General features: G+C 67.2%; 20 protein-coding genes. 12 read left to right on the forward strand and 8 right to left on the reverse strand.

What is annotated here, in order from left to right; genetic code table 11:
* Nucleotides 1-21: 21 nt before the first annotated feature.
* Both serA and EYB42_RS01890 read right to left on the reverse strand, forming a co-directional pair.
* Nucleotides 22-1614 (reverse strand): phosphoglycerate dehydrogenase, encoded by a 1593-nt coding sequence (gene serA / locus EYB42_RS01885; RefSeq protein WP_135447598.1) that lies wholly within the window; start codon nucleotides 1612-1614, stop codon nucleotides 22-24.
* A 96-nt stretch (nucleotides 1615-1710) separates the two neighbouring features.
* The gene (locus EYB42_RS01890; protein ID WP_135447601.1) at nucleotides 1711-2868 is read right to left on the reverse strand and encodes a phosphoserine transaminase; all 1158 of its coding nucleotides are present in this window, start codon (nucleotides 2866-2868) and stop codon (nucleotides 1711-1713) included.
* A gap of 153 nt (nucleotides 2869-3021) precedes the next feature.
* Here EYB42_RS01890 and serB point away from each other — a divergent pair, with 153 nt between their 5' ends.
* Nucleotides 3022-3900, forward strand: a complete 879-nt coding sequence (serB, locus tag EYB42_RS01895) for a phosphoserine phosphatase SerB (RefSeq protein ID WP_135447603.1) — start codon at nucleotides 3022-3024, stop codon at nucleotides 3898-3900.
* A gap of 153 nt (nucleotides 3901-4053) precedes the next feature.
* Nucleotides 4054-6243 (forward strand): selenide, water dikinase SelD, encoded by a 2190-nt coding sequence (gene selD, locus EYB42_RS01900; protein WP_135447605.1) that lies wholly within the window; start codon nucleotides 4054-4056, stop codon nucleotides 6241-6243.
* 20 nt (nucleotides 6244-6263) lie between these two features.
* Here the strand turns inward: selD and EYB42_RS01905 are convergent, their stop codons facing one another.
* The gene (locus EYB42_RS01905) at nucleotides 6264-7469 is read right to left on the reverse strand and encodes a winged helix-turn-helix domain-containing protein (protein ID WP_205909949.1); all 1206 of its coding nucleotides are present in this window, start codon (nucleotides 7467-7469) and stop codon (nucleotides 6264-6266) included.
* Nucleotides 7470-7652: 183 nt separating this feature from the next.
* Between EYB42_RS01905 and EYB42_RS01910 the strand changes: the two genes are divergently transcribed.
* The gene (locus EYB42_RS01910) at nucleotides 7653-8945 is read left to right on the forward strand and encodes a cation:proton antiporter domain-containing protein (protein WP_135447610.1); all 1293 of its coding nucleotides are present in this window, start codon (nucleotides 7653-7655) and stop codon (nucleotides 8943-8945) included.
* Nucleotides 8946-8949: 4 nt separating this feature from the next.
* Here the strand turns inward: EYB42_RS01910 and rlmN are convergent, their stop codons facing one another.
* Nucleotides 8950-10122, reverse strand: a complete 1173-nt coding sequence (gene rlmN, locus EYB42_RS01915) for a 23S rRNA (adenine(2503)-C(2))-methyltransferase RlmN (protein WP_135447612.1) — start codon at nucleotides 10120-10122, stop codon at nucleotides 8950-8952.
* 121 nt (nucleotides 10123-10243) lie between these two features.
* The gene (locus EYB42_RS01920) at nucleotides 10244-10765 is read right to left on the reverse strand and encodes an invasion associated locus B family protein (RefSeq protein WP_135447614.1); all 522 of its coding nucleotides are present in this window, start codon (nucleotides 10763-10765) and stop codon (nucleotides 10244-10246) included.
* A gap of 167 nt (nucleotides 10766-10932) precedes the next feature.
* Between EYB42_RS01920 and EYB42_RS01925 the strand changes: the two genes are divergently transcribed.
* A complete protein-coding gene (locus EYB42_RS01925) occupies nucleotides 10933-11928 on the forward strand; it encodes an asparaginase (protein ID WP_135447617.1) in 996 nt (331 codons plus the stop codon).
* A gap of 43 nt (nucleotides 11929-11971) precedes the next feature.
* A complete protein-coding gene (locus EYB42_RS01930) occupies nucleotides 11972-12319 on the forward strand; it encodes a DUF2794 domain-containing protein (protein ID WP_135447619.1) in 348 nt (115 codons plus the stop codon).
* Nucleotides 12320-12363: 44 nt separating this feature from the next.
* Here the strand turns inward: EYB42_RS01930 and EYB42_RS01935 are convergent, their stop codons facing one another.
* From EYB42_RS01935 to EYB42_RS01945, 3 genes are all read right to left on the reverse strand, one after another.
* The gene (locus tag EYB42_RS01935; protein WP_135447623.1) at nucleotides 12364-13182 is read right to left on the reverse strand and encodes a C40 family peptidase; all 819 of its coding nucleotides are present in this window, start codon (nucleotides 13180-13182) and stop codon (nucleotides 12364-12366) included.
* Entirely contained in the window at nucleotides 13182-14579 is a 1398-nt protein-coding gene (locus EYB42_RS01940) for a leucyl aminopeptidase family protein (protein ID WP_135447625.1), read from the reverse strand. Before EYB42_RS01940 ends, EYB42_RS01935 begins: the two co-directional genes overlap by 1 nt.
* 230 nt (nucleotides 14580-14809) lie before the next feature.
* The gene (locus EYB42_RS01945; RefSeq protein WP_135447627.1) at nucleotides 14810-15196 is read right to left on the reverse strand and encodes a hypothetical protein; all 387 of its coding nucleotides are present in this window, start codon (nucleotides 15194-15196) and stop codon (nucleotides 14810-14812) included.
* A 144-nt stretch (nucleotides 15197-15340) separates the two neighbouring features.
* Here EYB42_RS01945 and EYB42_RS01950 point away from each other — a divergent pair, with 144 nt between their 5' ends.
* The 7 genes from EYB42_RS01950 (at nucleotide 15341) to EYB42_RS01980 (ending at nucleotide 23504) form a co-directional block, all read left to right on the forward strand.
* Entirely contained in the window at nucleotides 15341-15988 is a 648-nt protein-coding gene (locus EYB42_RS01950) for a carbonic anhydrase (RefSeq protein ID WP_135447629.1), read from the forward strand.
* 164 nt (nucleotides 15989-16152) lie between these two features.
* The gene (locus tag EYB42_RS01955) at nucleotides 16153-17256 is read left to right on the forward strand and encodes an ABC transporter substrate-binding protein (RefSeq protein ID WP_135447631.1); all 1104 of its coding nucleotides are present in this window, start codon (nucleotides 16153-16155) and stop codon (nucleotides 17254-17256) included.
* An 85-nt stretch (nucleotides 17257-17341) separates the two neighbouring features.
* Nucleotides 17342-18217 carry an ABC transporter permease gene (locus tag EYB42_RS01960; RefSeq protein WP_135447633.1) on the forward strand — a complete coding sequence of 292 codons (876 nt, stop codon included), beginning with the start codon at nucleotides 17342-17344 and terminating at the stop codon, nucleotides 18215-18217.
* The gene (locus EYB42_RS01965; RefSeq protein ID WP_135447635.1) at nucleotides 18214-18996 is read left to right on the forward strand and encodes an ABC transporter permease; all 783 of its coding nucleotides are present in this window, start codon (nucleotides 18214-18216) and stop codon (nucleotides 18994-18996) included. The genes EYB42_RS01960 and EYB42_RS01965 overlap by 4 nt, the downstream gene beginning before the upstream one ends.
* The gene (locus EYB42_RS01970) at nucleotides 18996-20054 is read left to right on the forward strand and encodes an ABC transporter ATP-binding protein (protein WP_135447637.1); all 1059 of its coding nucleotides are present in this window, start codon (nucleotides 18996-18998) and stop codon (nucleotides 20052-20054) included. The genes EYB42_RS01965 and EYB42_RS01970 overlap by 1 nt, the downstream gene beginning before the upstream one ends.
* 123 nt (nucleotides 20055-20177) lie before the next feature.
* Nucleotides 20178-21425: an RNA polymerase factor sigma-54 gene (locus EYB42_RS01975; protein WP_135447639.1), complete on the forward strand. Its 1248-nt coding sequence runs from the start codon at nucleotides 20178-20180 to the stop codon at nucleotides 21423-21425.
* Between the two features lie 72 nt (nucleotides 21426-21497).
* On the forward strand, nucleotides 21498-23504 hold the full coding sequence (locus tag EYB42_RS01980) for a hydantoinase/oxoprolinase N-terminal domain-containing protein (RefSeq protein WP_135447641.1): 2007 nt from the start codon (nucleotides 21498-21500) through the stop codon (nucleotides 23502-23504).
* Nucleotides 23505-23507: the final 3 nt, after the last annotated feature.

Here is a 23507-nt window from a genome sequence, read left to right on the forward strand (position 1 = left end):
TGCCAGGCCGGAATGGCCCGGTCAGGCGACCTCGAACTGCAGCGCCTTGACCTGCTGGAACATGCCGGTGCCTTCCAGCGTCTCGATCACCTTCGGGTCGATCGGCTGGTCGAGGTAGAGGATGGCGATGGCATCCTGCCCCACGCCCGACCGGCCGAGGGTGAAGTTGGCGATGTTGACGTTGTTCTTGCCCATCGTCATCCCCAGAAGGCCGATGATGCCCGGCACGTCCTCGTTGGTGGTGTAGAGCATGTGGCGGCCGATCTCGGCATCGATGTTGATGCCCTTGATCTGGATGAAGCGCGGCTTGCCGTCACTGAAGCAGGTCCCCGCGACCGAGCGTTCGCGCTTGTCCGTCACCATCGTCACCTTGATGTAGGCATCGAACACGCCGGTCTTTTCCTGCCGGGTGGTCGAGATCTGGATGCCCTTCTCTTTCGCCACGACGGGGGCGGAGACAAGGTTGACGTCCGGGTTCTGCGCCTTGAGCACCCCCGCGATCACCGCCTGGTTCAGCGCGGCGAGGTTCATCTCGGCGACGCGGCCGTCGTAGAGGATGTTGATGGCGCGGATCGGTTCCTCGGTCATCTGGCCGATGAAGCTGCCCAGATGACCGGCCAGCTTGATCCAGGGGCCCATGATCGCCGCCTCTTCCGCCGTGACGTTCGGCATGTTCAGCGCGTTCTGCACCGCGCCGGTCAGAAGGTAGTCCGCCATCTGCTCGGCCACCTGGAGCGCCACGTTTTCCTGCGCCTCGGTGGTCGAGGCGCCGAGGTGCGGGGTGCAGACCACGTTGGGATGGCCGAAAAGCACGTTATCGGTCGCGGGTTCGACCTCGAACACGTCCAGCGCGGCCCCTGCGACGTGGCCACTGTCAAGCATCTCCTTCAGCGCGGCCTCGTCGATCAGGCCGCCGCGCGCACAGTTGATGATGCGGACGCCCCGCTTCGTCTTCGCAAGGTTCTCGCGGCTGAGGATATTGCGGGTCTTGTCGGTGAGCGGCACATGCAGCGTGATGAAGTCGGCCCGGGCGAGAAGCTCGTCCAGCTCGACCTTGGTCACGCCCAGCGTCCTGGCACGTTCCTCCGACAGGAAGGGGTCGTAGGCCACGACCTTCATGTGCAGGCCCACCGCGCGGTCGCAGACGATGCCGCCGATGTTGCCTGCGCCGATCACGCCGAGGGTCTTGTTGAACAGTTCCACCCCCATGAAGCGGGACTTTTCCCATTTTCCCGCATGGGTCGAGGCATTGGCCTCGGGGATCTGCCGGGCAATGGCGAACATCATGGCGATGGCGTGTTCCGCCGTGGTGATCGAGTTGCCGAAGGGCGTGTTCATCACGATCACGCCCTTCTTCGAGGCGGCGGGGATGTCCACGTTATCGACGCCGATCCCGGCGCGGCCGACGACCTTCAGGTTGGTGGCGCGCTCCAGAAGCTTCTCGGTGACCTTGGTGGCCGAGCGGATGGCGAGGCCGTCATACTGGCCGATGATCTCGGCCAGCTTTTCCTTGTCCTTGCCGAGCTTCGGCATGTAGTCCACCTCGACCCCCCGGTCACGGAAGATCTGGACGGCGGTTTCGGAAAGTTCGTCGGAAACGAGGACTTTGGGCATGTTCGGAACCTGTGTGTTCGGGGACATCGCGTCCCGGGCCTGACCCGGGACCTCGCGTGATGAAGGGAGGCCCCGGATCAGGTCCGGGGCGGGGACTCAAGCGGCCTGCGCGAGCGCCGCGATCTCGGCCTCGAAGGCGTAGGCGATCCAGGGCATCAGCGCCTGGACATCCGCCGTCTCGACCGTGGAGCCGCACCAGATCCGCAGGCCAGGCGGCGCGTCGCGGTAGGCACCGAGGTCGAAGCCCGCGCCGGCCTTCTCGATCCGCTTGGCGACAGCCTTGGCAAAGGCCTCGCCGTCGGTGATGCGGGGATCGGTAAACTTGAGGCAGACCGAGGTGGTCGAGGCCGTCGCCGGATCCTCGGCCAGGTTGGCGATCCAGGGGTTTGCGGCGCAGAAGTCCCAGACGACCTGCGCATTGGCATTGGCCCTGGCGATCAGCGCCGGCAGGCCGCCGATCGACTTCGCCCATTTCAACGCGACCAGGTAATCCTCGTTCGCCAGCATGGACGGCGTGTTGATCGTCTCGCCCTGGAAGATGCCTTCGATCAGCTTGCCCTTGGCGGTCAGGCGGAAGATCTTGGGCAGCGGCCAGGAGGGGGTGTAGCTCTCCAGCCGCTCGACGGCGCGGGGGCTCAGGATCAGGACGCCATGCGCGCCCTCGCCGCCCAGGACCTTCTGCCAGGAGAAGGTGGTCACGTCGAGCTTCGACCAGGGCAGGTCCATGGCAAAGGCCGCACTGGTCGCGTCGCAGATGGTAAGGCCCGCGCGGTCGGCGGGGATCGCGTCGCCGTTCGGCAGGCGGACTCCGCTGGTCGTGCCGTTCCAGGTGAAGACCACGTCCTTGTCGAAATCGACCTGCGTGAAGTCCACGATCTGCCCGTAGGGCGCCTTGCGGACCGTCGCGTCGAGTTTCAGCTGCTTGACCACATCGGTGACCCAGCCTTCGCCGAACGACTCCCAGGCGAGCATCTCGACCGGGCGAGCGCCCAGAAGCGACCACATCGCCATCTCGACCGCGCCGGTGTCCGAGGCCGGCACGATGCCGATGCGGTAGTCGGCGGGGACGCCGAGGATTTCGCGCGTCAGGTCGATCGCCTCTTTCAGCTTGGCCTTGCCGACGGCGGCGCGGTGGCTGCGGCCCAAGGGGGCATCGGCCAGCATGTCGAGGGAATAACCGGGGATCTTGGCGCAGGGGCCGGAGGAAAAGCGCGGATTTGCCGGGCGCTTGGCCGGCGGGGTCAGGTCAGTCATGGTAGCCTTCCAGCTAAATGCCCTTCGTTGGGGAAGGGTGTCCCGCCGCTGTGGGTAACGGCCCCGGCACACTGGCGCAAGGGACAAAATCGCGCTAATGCGCCGCATCGTCGTGAAAAAGCGACGCCGTTGTTCACTATCGGAAACCAGTCCATGCATGTTGTCACCCTGCTGACCAACCCCGAAACCCCGGTGCTGGAGCGGGTGACGGTGGAATCACTTCGCAACGCCTGGGGCGGTGGAGAAGCACGCTGGCTTGACCCCGGCGTGGCGGCAGAGTTCGATTTGCCGGAAGTGCCGGAAAATCGCTGGCAGGTCTGGCAGGATCTTCAGGCGCTGCGGGTGGACATGGTGGTGCAGCCTGCCGAGGGGCGCAGGAAGCGCCTTCTGATCGCCGACATGGATTCGACGATGATCGCCCAGGAATGCATCGACGAGCTGGCCGACGAGGCCGGGGTGGGCGCGCATGTTGCCGACATCACCGCGCGGGCGATGAATGGCGAACTCGATTTCGAAGGGGCCCTGCGCGAAAGGGTAAGCCTGTTGAAAGGCCTGCCGGAAGCGGTGATTGCCCGGGTTCTGCGCGACCGGATCACACTTATGCCGGGGGGCAGGGTGCTTCTGGCCACGATGAAGGCGAACGGGGCCTATGCCGCACTGGTCTCGGGCGGGTTCACGGCCTTCACCCAAGCGGTGGCCGAGCGTCTGGGTTTTGACGAGAACCGCGCGAACCGGCTGAACATCGAGGACGGCAGACTTGCAGGAACTGTCGCCGAGCCGATCCTGGGAAAGGAGGCCAAGCTTCATGCCCTGCATGAGATTTCTGCCCGGCTGGACATTTCGCCGCAGCAGGTTCTGGCCGTCGGTGACGGGGCAAACGACCTGCCGATGCTGAAGGCGGCGGGTATCGGGGTCGCGCTGCATGCCAAACCCAGGGTCCAGGCTGAATGCGAGGTGCGCGTGAACCACGGCGACCTGACCGCGCTGCTCTATCTGCAAGGCTATTCCCGCGATCAGTTCGCCGCAGCCTGACCGGTTCGGGCATTCCGTAGCCGGGTGGGGTGCCGCAGGCATCCGCCGCATTCTCACGCAGTCGGCACATCCTTGCCCGCAGACCTTGCGATCAGGCCGCACACGGCCCACAAGCCAGAAGTGATCCGCCCGCGCCAACCGAGGCCACTGCCAATGACCCCCAGCTATCCCCAGATCAAGGATCTTGTTCTGATCGGCGGCGGCCACACCCACGCGCTGGTGCTGCGCATGTGGGGCATGGACCCCTTGGCAGGTGCCCGGCTGACCGTCATCAACCCGGACCCGGTCGCGCCCTATTCCGGCATGCTTCCGGGCATGATTGCCGGCCATTACCGGCGCGAGGATCTGATGCTTGACCTGGTCCGGCTTTGCCGGTTTGCCGGCGCGCGGCTGATCCTTGATCGGGCCATCGGCCTTGACCCCCGCACGCGACAGGTCCGGCTGGCGGGGCGGGCACCGCTGGCCTACGACCTTGCCTCGGTCGATGTCGGCATCACCTCGGACCTGCCCGACCTGCCGGGAGCCGATCATGCGGTGTCCGCAAAACCCCTGGCTGCCTATGCTGCAGCCTGGGAAGCCTTCCTTGCCCGCGGCCTGACCTTTCCCCGTGTGGTGATCCTGGGGGCGGGGCTTGGCGGGGTGGAACTGGCGCTGGCCTCGGCGCATCGGTTGCGGACCTTGGGCTCCAGCCCGCAGATCACGCTGATCGACCGCGCCACCGCCCTGTTGCCGGGGCTTGGATCATCGGCGCGGCGCAAGGTGCTGGCGCGGCTTGCCGCCGACGGAATTGCCCTGCGCACAGGCGCCGTGGTTGCCGCCATCGGGCCGGAAAAGGTGACCCTGGCGGGCGGCGAAGAGATCGGCTCTGACTTCACGCTGACTGTCGCGGGCGCGCGTCCCCACGACTGGCTTGCCGAAACCGGGCTGGAGACCGAGCGGGGGTTTCTGGTGACCGACGACAGGCTGCGGACCAGCGATCCCTCAGTGTTCGCCGCCGGGGATTGTGCCACGATCCGCGGGGCTGCCCGGCCAAAGGCAGGGGTATTCGCGGTCCGCGCCGCGCCCGTCCTGCATGCGAACCTGCGGGCGGCACTTGCCCGAAAGACCCTGCGCCGGTTCCGGCCCCAGTCGGATTACCTGAAGCTCGTTGCCCTTGGCGCGCAGGAAGCGGTGGCCGACAAGTGGGGGCTTTCGCTGGCCGGTGGCCGGATCTGGCGGCTGAAGGACAGGATCGACAGGCAGTTCATCGAAAAGGTCGCCGACCTGCCCGCCATGCCGCGCCCCGCCGCACCCGCCCCTGCGGTGGAAGGTCTGGCACGGCATCTGGCGCAGCGCCCGCTTTGCGGCGGCTGCGGTGCCAAGCTGGGGTCAGAGATCCTGGGCGCGGCACTTTCGGGCCTTCCCGCGCCCACCCGGCCCGAGGTGCTGTCGGGCCCAGGCGACGATGCGGCAGTGCTGGCCCTGCCGGGCGGGGATGTGCAGGTGATGACCACCGACCATCTGCGTGCCTTCACCGCTGACCCCCGGCTGATGGCGCGGCTGACGGCCCTGCATGCGCTGGGCGATGTCTGGGCGATGGGTGCAACCCCTCAGGTCGCGCTTGCGCAGGTGGTGTTGCCACCGCTGGGCCCATCGCTTCAGCAGCGGATGCTGGACGAGATCATGTCCGAAGCCGCTGCCACCTTCCGTGCCGCAGGGGCGGATGTGGTGGGGGGCCATTCCACCGAAGGGGCGGAACTGACCGTCGGTTTCACCGTCACCGGCACCGCGCGGCGCGTCATCGGCAAGGGTGGCGCGCGACCCGGGGACGCGCTGATCCTGACCAAGCCGCTGGGCTCTGGCACGATCCTGGCCGCCGAAATGGCGCTGGCCCGCCTGCGCGGCCGGATGCTGGGCGAGATCTGGGCCGCCTGCATCGACCAGATGTCTCGCGCCCAGGGCAGCGCCGCCGCGATCCTTGCCCCCGAGGCCCATGCGATGACCGATGTCACCGGCTTCGGACTGGCTGGCCACCTGCTGGAGATGCTGGAAACCTCCGGTACCTGTGCCACCATCCGGCTTTCGGCTGTCCCGTTGATGTCAGGCGCGCTGGATCTGGCGCAGGCAGGCTACGGCTCGTCGCTGCAACCGGCCAACCTGGCGGCGGTCAGCTGGCGGATGACCGCGCCCGACGATCCGCGCACCCTGCTGCTGACCGATGCGCAGACGGCGGGCGGGCTGCTGGTTGCCATGTCGTCTGCCCGGGCCGAGGCGATCCTTGCCGACCTGCGCAGGGCTGGCCACGACGCGGCCCTGATCGGCGAAGTGCAGGCCGGGTCGCCGCATCTGACCGTCACGGCCTGACGCCGGGGCAGATCCGGCCATCAGGCGGGCAGGGGAGCCCGGGGCTCCCGTTCCCAGCCGTCAAGGAATTCTACCCGCGAACAGCCAGCAAAGCGGGCAAGCCGGTCGAGTTCCGCTGCCAGCCTTTCGCGCCGGCCCCCTGTCAGCCTGACCCCGGCCTCGGGCCAGAAGGCCCTTGCCCTCAGGGCGCCAGCATCACGGAATGCCTTTGCGTCGATCCGCCCGATCAGCCGGTCGCCCTCGAGCACGGGAAAGACGTAATAGCCATAGATCCGCTTCGGTTCCGGGATGAAAACCTCGATCCGATAGCGGAAGCCAAACAGGAATTCTGCCCGGTCGCGGTCGCGCAGGCAGGGGTCGAAGGGCGACAGGATACGAATACGGCGGCCGGGTTCGGGTGGCTCTGCGTCAAGAATTTCGGGGAAGGCCAGAACAGTTCGGCGCTGGCCGCTGGCGCCCTCGACCATGGCCTCGAGGATCTCGCCCCGGGCAAGCGCAGCCCGGCACCAGCCCCTGGCCTGCTCTGGCTCGATCGCATTCCAATAGGCCGCGATCTCGCCCGACGTGCCGAAACCCAGTTGGCGCAGCGCGGATCGGCACGCCCAGTCGGTCACGATTTTGGCCGGGACCGGGGTCCGATGCCTCTCGGGGATCACCCTTTCGGCTAGATCATAGATCTTGGCGAAACCATCCCGCCGGGTGACGGCGATCTTCCCTGTCCGCCACAGCCATTCCAGCGCGGTCTTGGAAGGGTGCCAGTCCCACCAGCCGCCCCGACTGCGCGGCTCGCCCTCACCGACATCGGCGGTACCCACCGGCCCGTCCCTGGCGATGCGGTCGAGCATGCAGTCCAATTGCGCCTCATAGCCTTCGCGGAACCAGCGCCGCCAGTTGCGGTGCAGGCGTTGCTCGTCCCTTGCAAAGCGGTGTTGCCAGATCCCGTGCAGCCCGACCGGCAGGATCGAAGCGTCATGCGTCCAGTGTTCCCACAGGCTGCGGTCCTGTTCCAGCAGACGCTTCAGCGCCGGGGGGCGATAGGACTGTCGCCGCGACCACAGGATCATGTCATGCGCCCGGGCAACCGTATTGATGCTGTCCACCTGGACGAAGCCGATTCGCGCAATCAGGTCGTGCAGAGCCTGGCCGCTGGCCGGGCCGGTCGGCGGCTCGGCCAGGGCATGGCGTTCCAGGAACAGACGGCGGGCGCGGGTGTTGGGGATCGGCACAGGCATCCCGAAGGCGTAACATTGCAGCAGATTTCAGCAAACGGCGGATTTGCGCTGGAACTTGCCGCTGTCCGGTTGGACATGCCGGGGCGAATGCCTAGTATCTGGTCGTCTCCTGACAATACCCGTGACACCGCATGGCCGCTTCCCCCAAGGGGACGGGCCGGAAAGGACCACAAGGACTTGCCGCACGAAACGCCCCTGATCACCACCCTTGTCGCCGGCTTCGGCCTTGCCTTCCTGTTCGGCCTGCTGGCACAGCGGCTGAAACTGCCGCTGATCGCCGGCTATCTTCTGGCCGGCGTCCTGATCGGGCCGTTCACGCCGGGCTATGTCGCCGACATGGATCTGGCGACAGAGCTGGCTGAACTTGGGGTGATCCTGCTGATGTTCGGGGTGGGGCTTCACTTTTCGCCGCGTGACCTGATGGCGGTGAAGGCGATCGCGGTGCCGGGGGCCGTCGGGCAGATCGCGGTGGCCACGGGGTTCGGCACCCTTGTCGGCTGGTTCCTTGGCTGGAGCCTTGGTGCCGGGCTGATCTTCGGCCTTGCGCTTTCGGTCGCCTCGACCGTGGTCCTGCTGCGGGCACTTCAGGACCGCGAGCTGGTGCAGACCGAGAAGGGCCGAGTCGCCGTGGGCTGGCTGATCGTCGAGGATCTGGTGATGGTCCTGGCGCTGGTGCTGATCCCGCCCCTTGCAGGGCTGCTCGGGGGTACGCCCGTCCCCGTGGGCGAAGAAGCCGAGATCGTGGCCGAAGTCACCAGCAACATCGGGATCGGCCCCATCGCCGCGACGGTGCTGATCACAATGGTGAAGGCAGCGGCCTTCGTGGCGCTGATGCTGGTGATCGGTCGGCGGGCCATTCCATGGGCGCTGCATTTCGTGTCGCACACGAAATCGCGCGAGCTGTTCCGCCTGGCGGTCCTGGCCATCGCGCTGGGCGTGGCCTATGGCGCGACGCATTTCTTCGGCGTGTCCTTCGCGCTGGGCGCCTTCTTCGCCGGGATGGTGATGTCGTCCTCGACGCTGTCTTCACAGGCAATGCGCGAAACGCTGCCGCTGCGCGACGCCTTTGCGGTGCTGTTCTTCGTCTCGGTCGGGATGCTGTTCAACCCCGAGATCGTTCTGGCCAAGCCGCTGGCCCTGCTGGCAACAGTGGCGATCATCATCGGCATCAAGGCGCTGGCGGCCTATTACATCGTCCGGGCCTTCGGGCACGACCACGACAAGGGCTTGACCATCGCGGCAAGCCTGGCCCAGATCGGCGAGTTTTCCTTCATCCTGATCACGATGGGCGTGACGCTGGACATCGTGCCGCCCGAGGCGCGCGACCTGGTGGTGGCTGGTGCGATGCTGTCGATCCTGGCGAACCCGCTTCTGTTCCACCTGCTGGACCGGCGCTGGGCGCGCAAGGCCAAGGCCGAGGCGGTCGTCGTGCCCGAGGCGCCGGTGCCCGATCCGGCCCCGCAGAACTGAGCGGTCAGAGGCCCGCCTCGGCCTCGATCTGCGCCTTCGACTTGCGCGCACGTTCCGTAGCCGATTTCAGCTGGCCGCAGGCGGCCATGATGTCCTCGCCGCGGGGGGTGCGGATCGGGCTGGCGTAACCCGCCTTGTAGATGATGTCGGCGAAGGCGTGGATACGGTTGTTCGACGACCGCCTGTAGGGCGCGCCTGGCCATTCGTTGAACGGGATCAGGTTCACCTTGGCCGGGATCCCTTCCAGAAGCTTCACCAGCCGGTGGGCGTCTTCCTTCGAATCGTTCACCCCGTCCAGCATGACATATTCGAAGGTGATCCGTTCGCTGTTCGACAGGCCCGGATAGGCCCTCAAGGCCTCAAGCAGCGTCACGATGTTCCAGCGCCTGTTGATCGGCACCAGCACGTCGCGGACCTCGTCAGTGGTGGCGTGCAGGCTGACCGCCAGCTGGCAGCCGATCTCGGTCGCGGTGCGGGCGATCTCCGGGACCACGCCGGATGTGGACAGCGTGATCCGCCGGCGGCCAAGCGCGATCCCTTCGCCGTCCATAACGATCTGCATCGCGTCGCGGACATTCTCGAAATTGTAGAGCGGCTCGCCCATCCCCATCAGCACGATGTTCGAGATGAGCCGCACCTCTTCCTTCGGCGCGCCCGGCACCGGCCATTCGTCCAGATCGTCGCGCGCCATCATCACCTGGCCGACGATTTCCGCCGCGGTCAGGTTGCGCACCAGTTTCTGCGTGCCGGTATGACAGAAGGAACAGGTCAGTGTGCAGCCGACCTGGGACGAGATGCACAGCGTCCCCCGGTCGGTTTCCGGGATATAGACCACCTCGACCTCATGCCCGCCGGCAATGCGCACCAGATACTTGCGCGTGCCGTCGGCCGAGATCTTCCGCGTCACCACCTCGGGAATCTCGATGGTGAAATGCTCGGCCAGAAGCGCGCGGTAATCCTTGGCGAGGTTGGTCATCAGCGCAAATTCGCGCACGCCCCAGTGATAGACCCACTGCCAGACCTGACCGACCCGCATCTTCGCCTGCTTTTCCGGCGTGCCGGCGGCGATCAGCGCGGCGCGCAGCGCCTCGCGCGTCAGGCCAACGATGTTCGTCTTGCCGGTCTGGGGCAGCTTGCGCGGAATGGTGAGCACATCTTGCGTGATGGGGGCGGTCATCGTGGCAGATCCTTGGGTCGGGCCTTGTCACAGGCGATCTGGGCGGTCCGGCGCATATAGGCGAGGTTCGACAAAAAGAAAAGCGCCCCGCGAAGGGGCGCCTTCCGACGTGCATAGCGGCTTACTTGCAGCGCTGTTCGGCGTCGGTCATCGCGGCGGTGAATCCGCGCAGGCTGAAGGTGTCCTTGGTCTGGGTGCCGCGGCCCGAGCGTGCGGTCAGCACGGCCGTCGTGCCCGCCTTCATCGCGGCAAGCAACCTTGCGTCATCTTCGGCGCTGCCGGGCCAGGCCCATTCACCATCAGTGAACATCTTGTAGGACTCGCCGTCGATCGCAACCTCGACCGTCGAGCCTTTGGCAAAGGGGTAGCCCCCGGTAAAGCTGATCTCGCCCGGGCGGCCCGGACGGAAGGTCACGAACAGCAGAATGTCACCCCGCCGCACGCTGACCGGCTGACCATCGCGCGTGTTGACCGATTCCTTGGGCTTGGAGACACCCCAGCATTCCTTCGTCGGGCTGTCCTCGGTGAAGACGTTCCAGTCGGTCATCGTGGCGACACGGTTGGTCGATTCCTGCGCAATCGCGGCATGCGCCGCAAAAGAGAACGCGGCGACTGCAAGCGCCCGGCCGAGAAGGGAAGTCATGTGTGTAGCAGCCTCCAAGCTGTCTTCGTGCCCCTGCGCGCCACCGTCTGGTGCGGCCTTTCGACTGGCGCGCGGCTCTTCTACCCGATATTGCAGCCATAATCAAAACCGCCACGCCGCGAAAGCCCCATGGGCGGCTATTCGCGCACATGTTACGGGGAACGGATATGTCCGGCGCGCATCCGATGGTTGAACTCTGGCGCGGGGGCCTGCTGGAAAGCACACATGCTGGCCATGCGGTGATCTGGGGGCCAGGGGGCATCGAGGATGTCTGGGGCGACCCGGCGACGGTGATCTTTCCGCGGTCGTCCTGCAAGATGATCCAGGCACTGCCGCTGGTCGAGTCCGGTGCCGCCGATGCCGTCGGGCTGACCGATGCGCATCTGGCGCTGGCCTGCGCCAGCCATCAGGGCGAGGCGCGGCATGTGAAGATGGCGGGCGACTGGCTTGCGACGCTGGGCCTGGCCGAGCCTGCCTTGCGCTGTGGCGTGCATGAACCCTATGACCGGACCGAACGGAACCGCCTGATCAAGGCCGATGAAAGCCCCTGCCAGTTGCACAACAACTGTTCCGGCAAGCATTGCGGTTTTCTGACCGTCACCCGCCATCTTGGCGCCGGGCCGGAATATGTCGAGATCGACCATCCGCTGCAGCAAGCGATCCGGCAGACCACCGAAGAGGTCACGGCAGAGGCGGTCGCCGGCTGGGGGGTCGATGGCTGTTCGGCCCCCAATTTCGCGATGTCGGTCGCCGGGCTGGCCCGTGCGATGCAGGCCTTCGCCGCGGCCAGCGGGTCGGGCGGGGTGCGCGACCGCGCCATGCACCGGCTGGCAAGGGCCATGGCAACCTATCCGGAACTTGTCGCGGGCGAAGGGCGTGCCTGCACGGAACTGATGCGCGCCATGGACCACAAGGTGGCCATCAAGACCGGGGCCGAGGCGGTGTTCGTGGCGATCCTGCCCGAACAGAAACGCGGCATCGCACTGAAGATCGCCGATGGCGGCACCCGCGGGGCCGAAGCGGCGATCACGGCGCTGCTGGTCCGCGCGGGGGTCTTGGACCCTGCCCATCCGGCGGCGCTGAAACGGCTGGGCGGCAGGCAGACCAACTGGCGCGGAATCGAGACCGGCCGGATTCAGGCGGCGCCCGGCTTCCCGGATTGATATCACCGATTGATTCGGAGGCCGAACCGCGTAAGCTTTTCCGATGAACGCCGAAGCGCCGATCCCGTTTCCGCAGGCCGACCGGGCCCCCGATCAGGTCAGTTTCGACCGGAAGGAGCTGGGCCTGATCCTGCGGGTCTATGGCCGCATGGTGGCCGCAGGCGAATGGCGCGACTATGCCATCGCCGCGCTGCGCGACCTGGCCGTGTTCAGCATTTTCCGCCGCACAGCCGAAACCCCGCTTTACCGGATCGAGAAGCGCCCGCGCCTGCGCGCCCGTCAGGGGCAGTATGCCGTGGTCGCCCAGGACGGCCGCGTGTTGCGCCGCGGCCATGAGCTGGAGCAGGTGCTGAAGGTGCTGGAAAAGCGCCTGATCGGTCCGGTCGGCTGATCGGTCCGGGGGGCAGGGTCATGGCGACCGGCTGCCCGGGGCCGTCACCCCGGCCGCTTGCGGGCCAGAACCGGTCCGCCGCCCGCTTCTGCAATCCGCCGAATCGCCTCGACGATCCCTTCGCAGACCACCGACATCGTGGCGCCATTGGCATGGATCAGCACGTCCGGGTTGACCACCAACGCCACATGGCCCTTCCAGAATAGGAGATCGCCACGACGCAGTCCTTCTTGCGGGGCGAGTGGCCGGCCCATTTCCATTTGCATGTCGCTGTCGCCGGGGCAGTCGCACCCGGTCGCATGCAGCGCCACCTGCACCAGGCCGGAACAGTCGATCCCGAAGCGCGAATTTCCGCCCCACAGGTAGGGCGTCCCCAAAAGGCTTTCGGCTACCGAAACCGCATCGGGCGCCCATTGCCCGATCGGGCGCAGATGGCAGAGCGGCACAAAGCCTTGTGGTGTCTGCGCCCAGGCACCCGAAAAGGCGGTAACGGCCAGCTGCGAGCCCAGAGACAGGCTGGCCGTTTCGGGCGCCTGCACCAAGGGTTCAGTATGAAGGTGCGTGGCCGGGGCAGCCACCCAATGCGTCGGTTCCGGCCCTTCGCCGACTGCCGCGCTTTCGACCCAGCCGCAATAACCGTCGCGCCGTGACTGCACGAACAGATGCCCCTCCTCGTGGTCGATCACGGTGACGGCAGCGCCCATCAGCAGTTGCCGGTCACGCGCACCGCCGGGCTTGTCGCGCAGGTCGGCCAGCGGCACGACGATCCGGCCCGACCTGCCCTCGGTCAGGGGGGCGCTGATCCTGCCCTTGAGGCTGACATGGGCCACGCGGCCCGAGTAGGGCGTAACGCGGCGGTCCATCAGGTGGCGTCCAGACCCAGGATCTGCGGCAAGGCACCCAGGATCGCCCGCGCGCCCTGCCCGACACCGCCCTTCGGACGGGCGGGCTGATCGGTCGGCGTGTGGCCGTAGATGTCGAAATGCAGGTAGCGCGGGCCATCGACGAAGCGGCGCAGGAACAGGGCCGCCGTGATCGAGCCTGCAAAGCCGAAGCCGGGCGCATTGTCCAGATCGGCGATAGCGGGTTCGATCACCGCGTCATAGGGGTCGTGGAACGGCATCCGCCAGACCGGGTCGAACCCCCGTGCGGCGCCCTGTTCCAGTGCCGCGGCCAGCGATGCGTCATCGGTGTAATAGGGGGCAATGTCCGGCCCCACCGCCACCCGTGCCGCGCCGGTCAGCGTGGCCATGCTGACCAGCACATCCGGCGCCTCCTCGCAGGCGAGGGCCAGCGCATCGGCCAGCACCAGGCGTCCTTCGGCGTCGGTGTCGTTCACTTCGACCGTCAGGCCCTTGCGGCTGGTCAGGATGTCCTTTGGTTTCAGGGCATTACCTGCCACCACATTCTCGACGGCAGGAATCAGGACGCGCAGACGCAGCGGCAGGCCCAGCGCCATGATCATCTGGGCCAGCCCCAGAACCGTGGCCGCGCCGCCCATGTCCTTCTTCATCAGGTTCATGCCGTTGGACGGTTTCAGATTCAGCCCGCCCGTGTCGAAGCAGACACCCTTGCCCACCAGCGTCAGCGCAGGCCCGGCTTCGCCCCAGCGCAGGTCGATCAGCCTGGGTTCGCGCGGGCTGGCGCGGCCCACGGCATGGATCATAGGGAAATTCGCGGCCAGCAGGTCCTCGCCCACCGTGGTGGCGACAGCGGCGCCGAAACGGGCGGCCAGCGCGCGGGCGACGGCCTCGAGCTCGGCCGGGCCCATGTCCTGCGCCGGGGTGTTGATCAGATCGCGGGTCAGCGCCTCGCCCTCGGCCATGGCGATCAGGCGGGGGGGATCAACGCCCTCCGGGCAGACCAGCAGGGCCTGCGGCGCAGGCTTGCGACCGGGGCGGTAGCGGTCGAACCGGTAGGACGAAAGCAGCCAGGCCAGCGCGGCCTCGGTCGTTTCGTCCGGCGAGAGCCGGCCTTCGATCCGCCAGCTGCCGGAGGGCAGGCCAGATACCGCCTTCGCCAGGCCGAACCTCTGGCGTCGGCGCGCCTGTGCGGTGCCAAACCCTGCCACGGCGGCGCAGACGGACCCGTCCTCGCCCGGCAGAAGCCGAAGATCGCCCAGTCCCGCCTCGAACGCGGTCGAGGTCAGCCAGGGCGCCCAGCGGCGTCCGGCACCGTCCAGGAATGTGGGCAGTTCTTCGGGGCGCAGCACATGCAAGGTCCGGCAGGGCTCCGCGGGATCGGCAAGGGAAAAGGTCATGGCACTGGGCATCTGCAAGCCAGATCAAGGGGACATCGCCCCAAGTGGATGAAGCAGGCCCGGAAAATCAAGCGTGACCGCGCCCAGACCGCAGGTTTTTTCGGGGTTCGGGCAGAACCTTCCCGAAGCCCGGCGTTTCGGGATTGCCGACCCTGGCCCATCCGGACCGGATGACCGGATGCCCGAGTGTGGCAACGCTCGTCTGACAGGGGCGTGCGACATCAAGCTTCCTAGCCCGACTGGCCGGCGATGCCGGGCCCGGCAGGAAGCGATCTGTCGGCGATCCGCAGCAGCCTTGCCCAGACGGCTGCAAAAGCGGTTCCGTCGCCGCGTTCCAGACAGATGCAGGCATCCCCGGCGACCAGGCCAAGGCTGACCAGGCCAAGATCATCGGCCTGCCGCTTCAACCGCCGCAATTGTCGCGCCACGTCATGCAGATCCTGCGCGCGGATCTTCTCGGCGATGCCTGCCATGGTCAGCGCCAGCCCCCCCAGCGCCCGGGCCACCATCTGTTCCGCCGTCGGTGCGCCAAGGTTGCGGTAGATCGCCGCGATCGCCGCGATATCCTGACGCACGACCTCGCGCGGCGAGAGCGTCGCAATCACACCCGTGTTCATGCCCGTTCGTCCAGCACACCACCCGAAGGTCAGCTTGCGGGGCCAGGTTGAACAATTGGTTTCTCCCGATGACGCGAAGGCGCTTTTTGCCTCTCGAATTTTCCACAAATGCCGAATAGGGAGAGGCGAAGAAGGACGACGCCCATGACCCATTTCCGCCCCCTGCCCGCCTATCTGGTGCAGCGCTTCCATGGCTGGCGTGCCACCACCTATCAGGAAAACCGGGCCTGGTATCGCCGGCTGGCATCAGACGGGCAGCACCCCCGGGCCATGGTGATTTCCTGTTGCGACAGCCGGGTGCATGTCACCTCGATCTTCGGCGCGGACGAGGGAGAGTTCTTCATCCATCGCAACATCGCCAACCTGGTGCCGCCCTACAACCCGGATGGGGAATATCACGGCACCTCGGCGGCGGTGGAATATGCCGTCACCGGCCTTGGCGTCGCCCATATCGTGGTGCTGGGCCATTCCAACTGCGGCGGGGTCAAGGGCTGCCATGACATGTGCCGGGGCCACGCGCCCGAACTGGAGGAGAAATCCAGCTTCGTCGGCCGCTGGATGGATATCCTGCGCCCCGGCTTCCAGAAGGTCGCCGGCCTGCCCGATGACGAGATCCTGCGCGCGCTGGAAAAGCAGGCCGTGCTGACCAGTCTGGAAAACCTGCTGACCTTCCCCTTCGTGCGCGCGGCGGTCGAGGACGACCGGCTGACGCTGCACGGCCTGTGGACCGACACGGGCGAGGGCGGGCTGGAACAGTACGACCCGGTTCGCAACGGCTTCGTCCCGGTCTGAACGCGAGCTTCATGCAGGGCTTGAACAGTGGGGTTCGCACCGATTGCCCTTGTCAGAACTTTCACAAGACGTTTACCTGTCTGTTACAAACCGCCGCCAGTGAAGGAGCCGCCATGGCCCGCCGAGCGTCGGGCCGCATGTCATCCAACCTGGGAGAAATCCGAATGACCACCAAGAAGTTTCTGTGCCTGACGACCAGCCTTGCCGTGATGGTATCGGCCGGCGCCGCGACGGCGCAATCGCTGGCCGAAATCGAAGAGGCCGCCAAGAAGGAGGGCATGCTGACCACCATCGCCCTGCCGCATGACTGGTGCGGCTACGGCGGCATCATCGCCGATTTCAAGGCCAAGTATCCCGACATCAAGGTGAACGAACTGAACCCCGACGCGGGGTCGGCCGACGAGATCGAGGCGATCAAGGCCAACAAGGACAACAAGGGCCCGCAGGCCCCCGACGTGATCGACGTCGGCCTGGCCTTTGGTCCTTCGGCCAAGGCCGAAGGGCTGATCCAGCCCTACAAGGTGGCTGTGTGGGATTCGATCCCCGACGGCATCAAGGATGCCGACGGCTACTGGTATGGCGCCTATTACGGCGTGATGGGCTTTGCCGTGAACAAGGATCTGGTCGAGAACGTGCCGCAGGACTGGGCCGACCTTCTGAAGCCGGAATATGCCGGGATGGTGGCGCTGGCCGGTGACCCGCGTGCCTCGAACCAGGCGATCCTGGCGGTTCTGGCGGCCGGCATGTCCACCGGTGCCGCGCCGGGTGAAGAGGCCGGCAAGGCCGGTCTGGAATTCTTCAAGCAGCTGAATGACGCGGGCAACTTCGTTCCCGTCATCGGCAAGGCCGGCACCCTGGCCCAAGGCACCACGCCGATCGTCATCGCCTGGGACTACAACGGCCTTTCCTGGGGCAACACACTGGCCGGCAACCCCCCGGTTGAGGTGGTGATCCCGAAGTCGGCCGCGCTGGCCGGCGTCTATGTCCAGGCGATCAGCGCCTATGCCCCGCAGCCCAATGCCGCGAAGCTGTGGATGGAACACATCTTCTCGGACGAAGGCCAGCTTGGTTACATCAAGGGCGGCTGCCAGACCGCGCGCTTCAACGAACTGGTCGCGGCCGGCAAGGTTCCGCAGGAAGTCCTGGACGCGATGCCCCCGGCGGACGCCTACAAGGACGCCTACTTCCCGACGCTGGAGGAGGTGGATGCCAACAAGGCGGTGGTGACCGGCGGCTGGGATGCCGTGGTTGGCGCGAACGTCGAGTGATCTGACATGACCCGGCCCGCCCCGGCACGACTCCGGGGCGGGCCACTCAGGCGGCCGGCAGAGCTGCCACGCAGCAGGGGGACCAATGGCTGAGGGACCGATCCGGCGCGCCGCACGCAGGCTGCCGCTAGAATGGCTGGGCATTCTGCCCTTTGCGGTTTTTGCCGTTCTCTTCCTGATCCTGCCCACCCTGCGCATCGTGACCGGGGCCTTCCAGGATGCGTCCGGCACCTTCACGCTACAGAACCTGATCGACCTGAACACGCCGTCGATCCGCAACGCCTACTGGACCTCGATCAGGCTCAGCCTGATCACCGCGGCGCTGGGCTGTGCGGTGGGCTTTGCGATGTCGGCGGCGGTGGTCTTCGGCGGGCTTCCCCGCGGCTTGCGTTCGCCGCTTCTCACCTTCTCGGGCGTCGCCTCGAACTTCGCCGGCGTGCCGCTGGCCTTTGCCTTCATCGCCACGCTGGGCCCCGCCGGGCTGATCACCGTCTGGCTGCGCACCGAGTTCGGCATCAACCTGCGCGCCATGGGGTTCAACCTTCTGTCCTTCTGGGGGCTGGTGGTCACCTACCTCTTCTTCCAGATCCCGCTGATGATCCTGATCATCACCCCGGCGCTGGACGGGCTCAAGCGCGAATGGCGCGAGGCCGCCGAGGTTCTGGGCGCGACGCGGGCGCAATACTGGCGCATGGTTGCGCTGCCGATCCTGTTCCCATCGCTTCTGGGCACCTTTGCCCTTCTGTTCGCCAACGCCTTCGGTGCGGTCGCCACCGCCTTTGCGCTGACAGGCCCGCAACTGAACATCGTGCCGATCAAGCTGTTCGCGCAGATCAGGGGCGACGTGCTGGGCAACCCGAACCTCGGCTTTGCGCTGGCCTTCGGCATGATCGTCATCACCGTGATCGCCAACACGCTGTACATCTGGCTGCGCGTCCGGTCCGAAAGGTGGCTGAAATGACCCGCATCATCGCCTGGGGCGTCTTCCTTCTGGGGTGCCTGTACTTCCTTCTGCCGCTGGTCGGCATGACCGAGTTCAGCCTGCGGATGCGGCGCGGGGAATATTCCTTCGACGCCTACCGCGTTGTCTTCGGCGACCCGCGCTTCTGGGACACCTTCAGCTATTCGCTGATCCTGTCAGGGGCAACGATCCTGGTCGGCGTGTTCCTGGTGGTGCCCACCGCCTACTGGGTGAGGCTGAAACTGCCGCAGGCGCGGCCCTTTGTCGAATTTGTCACCCTCCTGCCGCTGGTCATCCCGGCCATCGTGATCGTCTTCGGCTATATCCGGCTTTACAACACCTCCAGCTTCCTGCCGCTGACCGGCTCGGCGCTGGGGACCGATATCCTTCTGACCATGGGCTATACCACGCTGGCGCTGCCCTACATGTATCGCTCGGTCGATACGGGCCTGCGCACGATCGACGTTGCGACGCTGACCGAAGCCGCACAATCGCTTGGTGCTGGCTGGATCACCATCCTTGGCCGGATCATCCTGCCGAACGTGATGATCGCGGTCCTGTCCGGCGCCTTCCTGACGCTGGCCATCGTCATGGGCGAATTCACCATGGCTGCGCTGCTGAACCGCCCGGCCTTCGGGCCCTACATGCAGCTGATCGGGGCCAACCGCGCCTATGAACCCCCGGCGCTGGCCGTGATCGCCTTTGCCCTGACCTGGGGCTGCATGGGGCTGATGCAGCTGGTCGCCCGTCTTGCCAAACACGAAAGAGCCAAGGCCTGATGTCCTTCCTGACCCTGACCCATCTGGAAAAAAGCTTCGGCACGAACCGCGTGGTGAAGGATTTCAACCTGTCGGTCGAAAAGGGCGAGTTCATCTCGCTGCTCGGCCCCTCGGGCTGCGGCAAGACCACGGTCCTGCGCATGATCGCCGGGTTCGAGGCACCGACCTCGGGGTCAATCATCATTGACGGACAGGAAGTGACCGGCCTTCGCGCCAATGCCCGCAACATCGGCATGATGTTCCAGGCCTATGCCCTGTTTCCGAACCTGACCGTGGCCGAAAACGTGGCCTTCGGACTGAAGGTCAAGGGCGTCGCCAAGGCCGAACGCGAGGCGCGGGTGGCCGAGATGCTGGCACTGATCGGCCTGCCAGAGCTTGGCGGGCGCTTCCCCTTCCAGCTGTCGGGCGGCCAGCAACAGCGCGTGGCCCTGGCCCGCGCCCTGGCGCCGAAACCGCGCGTCCTTCTGCTGGACGAACCCCTCTCCGCACTGGATGCCAAGGTGCGCGTCTCGTTGCGCAACCAGATCCGCGAGATCCAGCAGGATCTGGGCATCACCACGATCTTCGTCACCCACGACCAGGAAGAGGCGATGTCGATTTCCGACCGCATCGTGGTGATGAACGCCGGAATCGCCGACCAGGTCGGCACGCCCTTCGAGATCTACAACCGCCCGACCACGCGATTCGTGGCGAACTTCGTCGGCACGCTGAACACCTTCGAGGTCACGGTCGAAGACCCCGCCGCAGGCAAGGTCCGCCTGGGGGGATCGATCATGACCCTGCCCGCCGCCCTGAATGCGGGCACGGGGTCCGCGCAATCTATCGCACTGCGCCCCGAGGCGCTGCGGCTGGGCCGCGAACCCGGTTACGAAACGGTCATCTCTGGCCGGATCGAGGATGTGCACTTCATGGGCTCGATCATCCGGCTGCGTGCCAACGTGGCGGGGGAAACGGTCGTGCTGGACACGTTCAACCGCGCCGACCAGCCGCCCCCGGTGCCTGGAACCGGCATCGAGATCAGCCTTTCGGGCAAGGATGCGATCCTGTTGCAGGGATGAAGCCAGGCGCAGGGCCCTGCGATGGCGTCAGGCACCTGTCAGGCAATCGGTGTCAGAGGCCCTGTCTGCAATGACCGTTGCGCCCTGGCCGGCCGAATGTGAACCATCGCGCAAGGAGGCGGGATGAAGCAGCGCAGCCGGATCTCGGTGCAGCAGACCCAGCGCATGGCGCTGACGACGACGCTTGCCGCCTCGATCCGCGTGCTGCGCGCCGATGCAGCCGGCCTTGCCCGCTATCTGGAGGAGCAGGCGTCCGAAAACCCGGCGCTGGTCGTCACCCGCCCGCCGCCCTCGGACTGGACCCCGCGCTGGAAGTCCGCGCTTGGCACAAGGGGCGAGATGCCCGAGACGGCCGCGGCGGCGCCAAGCCTGGTCGGCCATGCCCTGGGGCTGATCGCAGCCCTGCGCCTCAGCGGGGCCGAGGCGCGCCTGGCCGAGGCCCTGATCGAGACGCTGGAGCCGTCCGGCTGGCTTGGCCGTCCATTGGCCGCCCTTGCGACACAGGCGGGCCTGCGCCTGGCCGAGGCCGAGGCTGTGCTGCGCCGGTTGCAGCAGCAGGCCGAGCCGACCGGCCTGTTTGCCCGGAATCTGGCTGAATGCCTGCGCCTTCAGGCCGAGGACGCGGGCGAGCTTGACGCGCCCATGGCCGCAGTTCTGGACCGGCTGGACCTGGTGGCGCGGGGCGACATCGACCGTCTCGCGCGCGAGGCGGGGGTGGATGCGGCGACGATCCGCGCCCGCATCGGCACGCTACGCGGCTACGATCCGAAACCCGGCGCACGCTTCGAACCCTGCGCCGCCCCGGTGCGCGAACCCGACCTGATCGCCGAGAAGGGGCCGGACGGCTGGACCGTCTCGCTGAACCGATCGGCATTGCCGACCGTCTCGGTCGCCGAGGGGCGCGGCAAGGGCCGGGCCGAGGCGAGGGCGATCCTGCGCATGGTCGAGGGGCGCAACAGAACCCTTCTGGCCGTAGGGCAGGAGATCCTGGCCCGGCAGGTCGCGGCACTGGAGCAGGGGATCGGCGCGCTGGTGCCGATGACCATGGCCGAGGTGGCAGAAACGCTGCGGCTTCATGAAAGCACCGTCAGCCGGGTCGTCGCGGGGACGGCCGTGGATACGCCGCGCGGCACATGGTGGCTGCGGGCGCTGTTCACCCGGTCGGTGCGCGAAGGCGGCCCGGCGTCGGGCGCCCTGCGCGACCGGCTGGCGCGGCTGGTCGCGGCCGAGGATCCGGCAGCGCCCCTGTCGGACGAGGCCCTGGCCCATGCCCTGGCCGAGGGCGGCGCCCCCATCGCGCGGCGCACGGTGGCCAAGTATCGCACCATGCTGGGCCTGCCACCCGCCCATCGCCGCCGTCAGCGGCAGTGATGTCGTTTCCGGGGCTGACAGTGCGGCCCATCTGCCCTAGCTGGCGGGAAACGGCGGCTGCAAGGGGCGATCATGGCCATCTTTCTGGGTGTCGATACCGGGGGCACCTATACCGACGCGGTGATCCTGGACGACGGAACGAACCGCATCCTCGGCAAGGCCAAGGCGCTGACCTCTCGCCATGATCTTGCCGTGGGCATCGGCCAGGCCGTGGATGCCGCGATTGCCGCAGCCGGGGTGACGGCGGGGGATGTGGCGCTGGTGTCGCTGTCCACCACGCTGGCCACCAATGCGCTGGTCGAAGGGCAGGGCGCACGCGTGGCACTGGTCTTCATCGGCTTTGACGATTCCGACCTGGGCCGGGGCGACCTGACCGAGGCGCTGAAGGGCGATCCCGTGGTGCGCCTGCCCGGCGGCCATACCCATGCCGGAACCGAGGTCGCGCCGCTGGACCTTGGTCTGCTGGAACTGATGGTGCGCGAAATCGGCGACGAGGTCTCGGGCTTTGCCGTCGCCGCCCAGTTCGCCACCCGCAACCCCGCGCACGAGATTGCGGCGCGCGACCTGATCCGCCGGGTCACCGGCCGGCCCGTGACCTGTTCGCATGAGCTTTCGGCCAATCTGAACGGGCCGAAGCGCGCGCTGACCGCCGTCCTCAATGCCCGGCTGATCGGCATGATCGACCGCCTGGTTGCCGCCTGCGAACGGCACCTGGTGCAGGTGGGAATCGACGCGCCGCTGATGGTGGTGCGGGGCGACGGGGCGCTGATTTCCGCCGCCATGGTGCGCGAACGCCCGATCGAGACCATTCTTTCCGGCCCCGCCGCCAGCATCGTCGGCGCGCGCTGGCTGACCGGGGCGCAGGATGCCCTGGTCAGCGACATCGGCGGCACGACGACCGATGTGGCCCTGCTGCGTGACGGTCTGCCCGAGATCGACCCGCAAGGCGCCCGCGTCGGCGGCTTCCGCACCATGGTCGAGGCGGTGGCGATGCGCACCACCGGCCTTGGCGGCGACAGCGAGGTGCATCTGGTCACCGAAGGGCTGACGGGCGGCCTGCGCCTTGGCCCCCGGCGGTTGATGCCGGTCTCGCTGCTGGCCGTCGAACACGGGCCGATGGTCCATGCAGCACTGGACCGCTGGCTGTCATCGGACGCGGTGGGCGAGATGGATGGCCGCTTCGTCGTGCCGATGTCCGGCCAGCGCGGGGGGTTGGGGGCCCGCGACCTGGCCGTGCTGGACCGGATCACTCAGCCGATGCCGATGGCGCAGGCGCTGACCTCGCGGCTGGAGGTCGCGGCGCTGGAACGGCTGGTGGCGCGCGGGCTGGTGATGCTGTCGGGGGTTACGCCGTCGGACGCCGCGCATGTCCTGGGGCGGCTAGACAGCTGGGACCGGCAGGCCGCCGAAAAGGCGCTGCGGCTGATGGCCCGGCGGCGGACCGGTGCGGGTGAACGTTTCGCAACCGGGCCCGAGGGCTTGGCCCAGGCTGTGGTGGACCAGTTGACCCGGCAGACGGTCGATTGCCTGCTGGAGGCCGCCTTCGGCGAGGATCCGGCCTTCGACGGCGAATCGACAGAGATGCTGGCCCGCCACATCCTTGCGCGCCGGGGTCTCGACCGGCATCGGGGCGTGGTGCAGACCGACCTGCGGCTGGGGGTGCCGGTGATCGGCCTCGGCGCCTCGGCCCCGTCCTACTACGGCGCGGTGGGCGAGCGGCTGGGGTGCGACATGATCCTGCCGGAACATGCCGGGGTGGCCAATGCCATCGGTGCCGTGGCAGGCCAGGTCAGCCAGCGCGCGACGGGTCTGGTCTCATCGCCTGCCGAGGGGCGCTATGTGGCGCATCTGGCCGCGGGCCTGGAAAGCTTTGCCTCGGTCGAAGCGGCCCTCGCGGCAGTCGAGGCGGCTGTGGTCACAGAAGCCTCCGATCGGGCGCGTCAGGCGGGCGCGGTGGACCTGCGCGTCACTGTGGACCGCGCCGTGAAGGAGGTCGAGATCGAAGGGCGCACCATGTTCATCGAGGCGAAGGTCACCGCCACGGCCTCGGGCCGGCCGCGCATCGCCCGTTCGGCCTGACGA

Source organism: Tabrizicola caldifontis, from assembly GCF_004762095.1.
Lineage (GTDB): Bacteria > Pseudomonadota > Alphaproteobacteria > Rhodobacterales > Rhodobacteraceae > Tabrizicola > Tabrizicola caldifontis.

Bases quoted from the DNA above. Each gene is read 5' to 3' on its own strand.
- serA (WP_135447598.1), bottom strand. From the start codon at position 1,614: ATGCCCAAAGTCCTCGTTTCCGACGAACTTTCCGAAACCGCCGTCCAG.
- EYB42_RS01890 (WP_135447601.1), bottom strand. From the start codon at position 2,868: ATGACTGACCTGACCCCGCCGGCCAAGCGCCCGGCAAATCCGCGCTTT.
- serB (WP_135447603.1), top strand. From the start codon at position 3,022: ATGCATGTTGTCACCCTGCTGACCAACCCCGAAACCCCGGTGCTGGAG.
- selD (WP_135447605.1), top strand. From the start codon at position 4,054: ATGACCCCCAGCTATCCCCAGATCAAGGATCTTGTTCTGATCGGCGGC.
- rlmN (WP_135447612.1), bottom strand. From the start codon at position 10,122: ATGACCGCCCCCATCACGCAAGATGTGCTCACCATTCCGCGCAAGCTG.
- EYB42_RS01920 (WP_135447614.1), bottom strand. From the start codon at position 10,765: ATGACTTCCCTTCTCGGCCGGGCGCTTGCAGTCGCCGCGTTCTCTTTT.
- EYB42_RS01925 (WP_135447617.1), top strand. From the start codon at position 10,933: ATGTCCGGCGCGCATCCGATGGTTGAACTCTGGCGCGGGGGCCTGCTG.
- EYB42_RS01930 (WP_135447619.1), top strand. From the start codon at position 11,972: ATGAACGCCGAAGCGCCGATCCCGTTTCCGCAGGCCGACCGGGCCCCC.
- EYB42_RS01935 (WP_135447623.1), bottom strand. From the start codon at position 13,182: ATGGACCGCCGCGTTACGCCCTACTCGGGCCGCGTGGCCCATGTCAGC.
- EYB42_RS01940 (WP_135447625.1), bottom strand. From the start codon at position 14,579: ATGACCTTTTCCCTTGCCGATCCCGCGGAGCCCTGCCGGACCTTGCAT.
- EYB42_RS01945 (WP_135447627.1), bottom strand. From the start codon at position 15,196: ATGAACACGGGTGTGATTGCGACGCTCTCGCCGCGCGAGGTCGTGCGT.
- EYB42_RS01950 (WP_135447629.1), top strand. From the start codon at position 15,341: ATGACCCATTTCCGCCCCCTGCCCGCCTATCTGGTGCAGCGCTTCCAT.
- EYB42_RS01955 (WP_135447631.1), top strand. From the start codon at position 16,153: ATGACCACCAAGAAGTTTCTGTGCCTGACGACCAGCCTTGCCGTGATG.
- EYB42_RS01960 (WP_135447633.1), top strand. From the start codon at position 17,342: ATGGCTGAGGGACCGATCCGGCGCGCCGCACGCAGGCTGCCGCTAGAA.
- EYB42_RS01965 (WP_135447635.1), top strand. From the start codon at position 18,214: ATGACCCGCATCATCGCCTGGGGCGTCTTCCTTCTGGGGTGCCTGTAC.
- EYB42_RS01970 (WP_135447637.1), top strand. From the start codon at position 18,996: ATGTCCTTCCTGACCCTGACCCATCTGGAAAAAAGCTTCGGCACGAAC.
- EYB42_RS01975 (WP_135447639.1), top strand. From the start codon at position 20,178: ATGAAGCAGCGCAGCCGGATCTCGGTGCAGCAGACCCAGCGCATGGCG.
- EYB42_RS01980 (WP_135447641.1), top strand. From the start codon at position 21,498: ATGGCCATCTTTCTGGGTGTCGATACCGGGGGCACCTATACCGACGCG.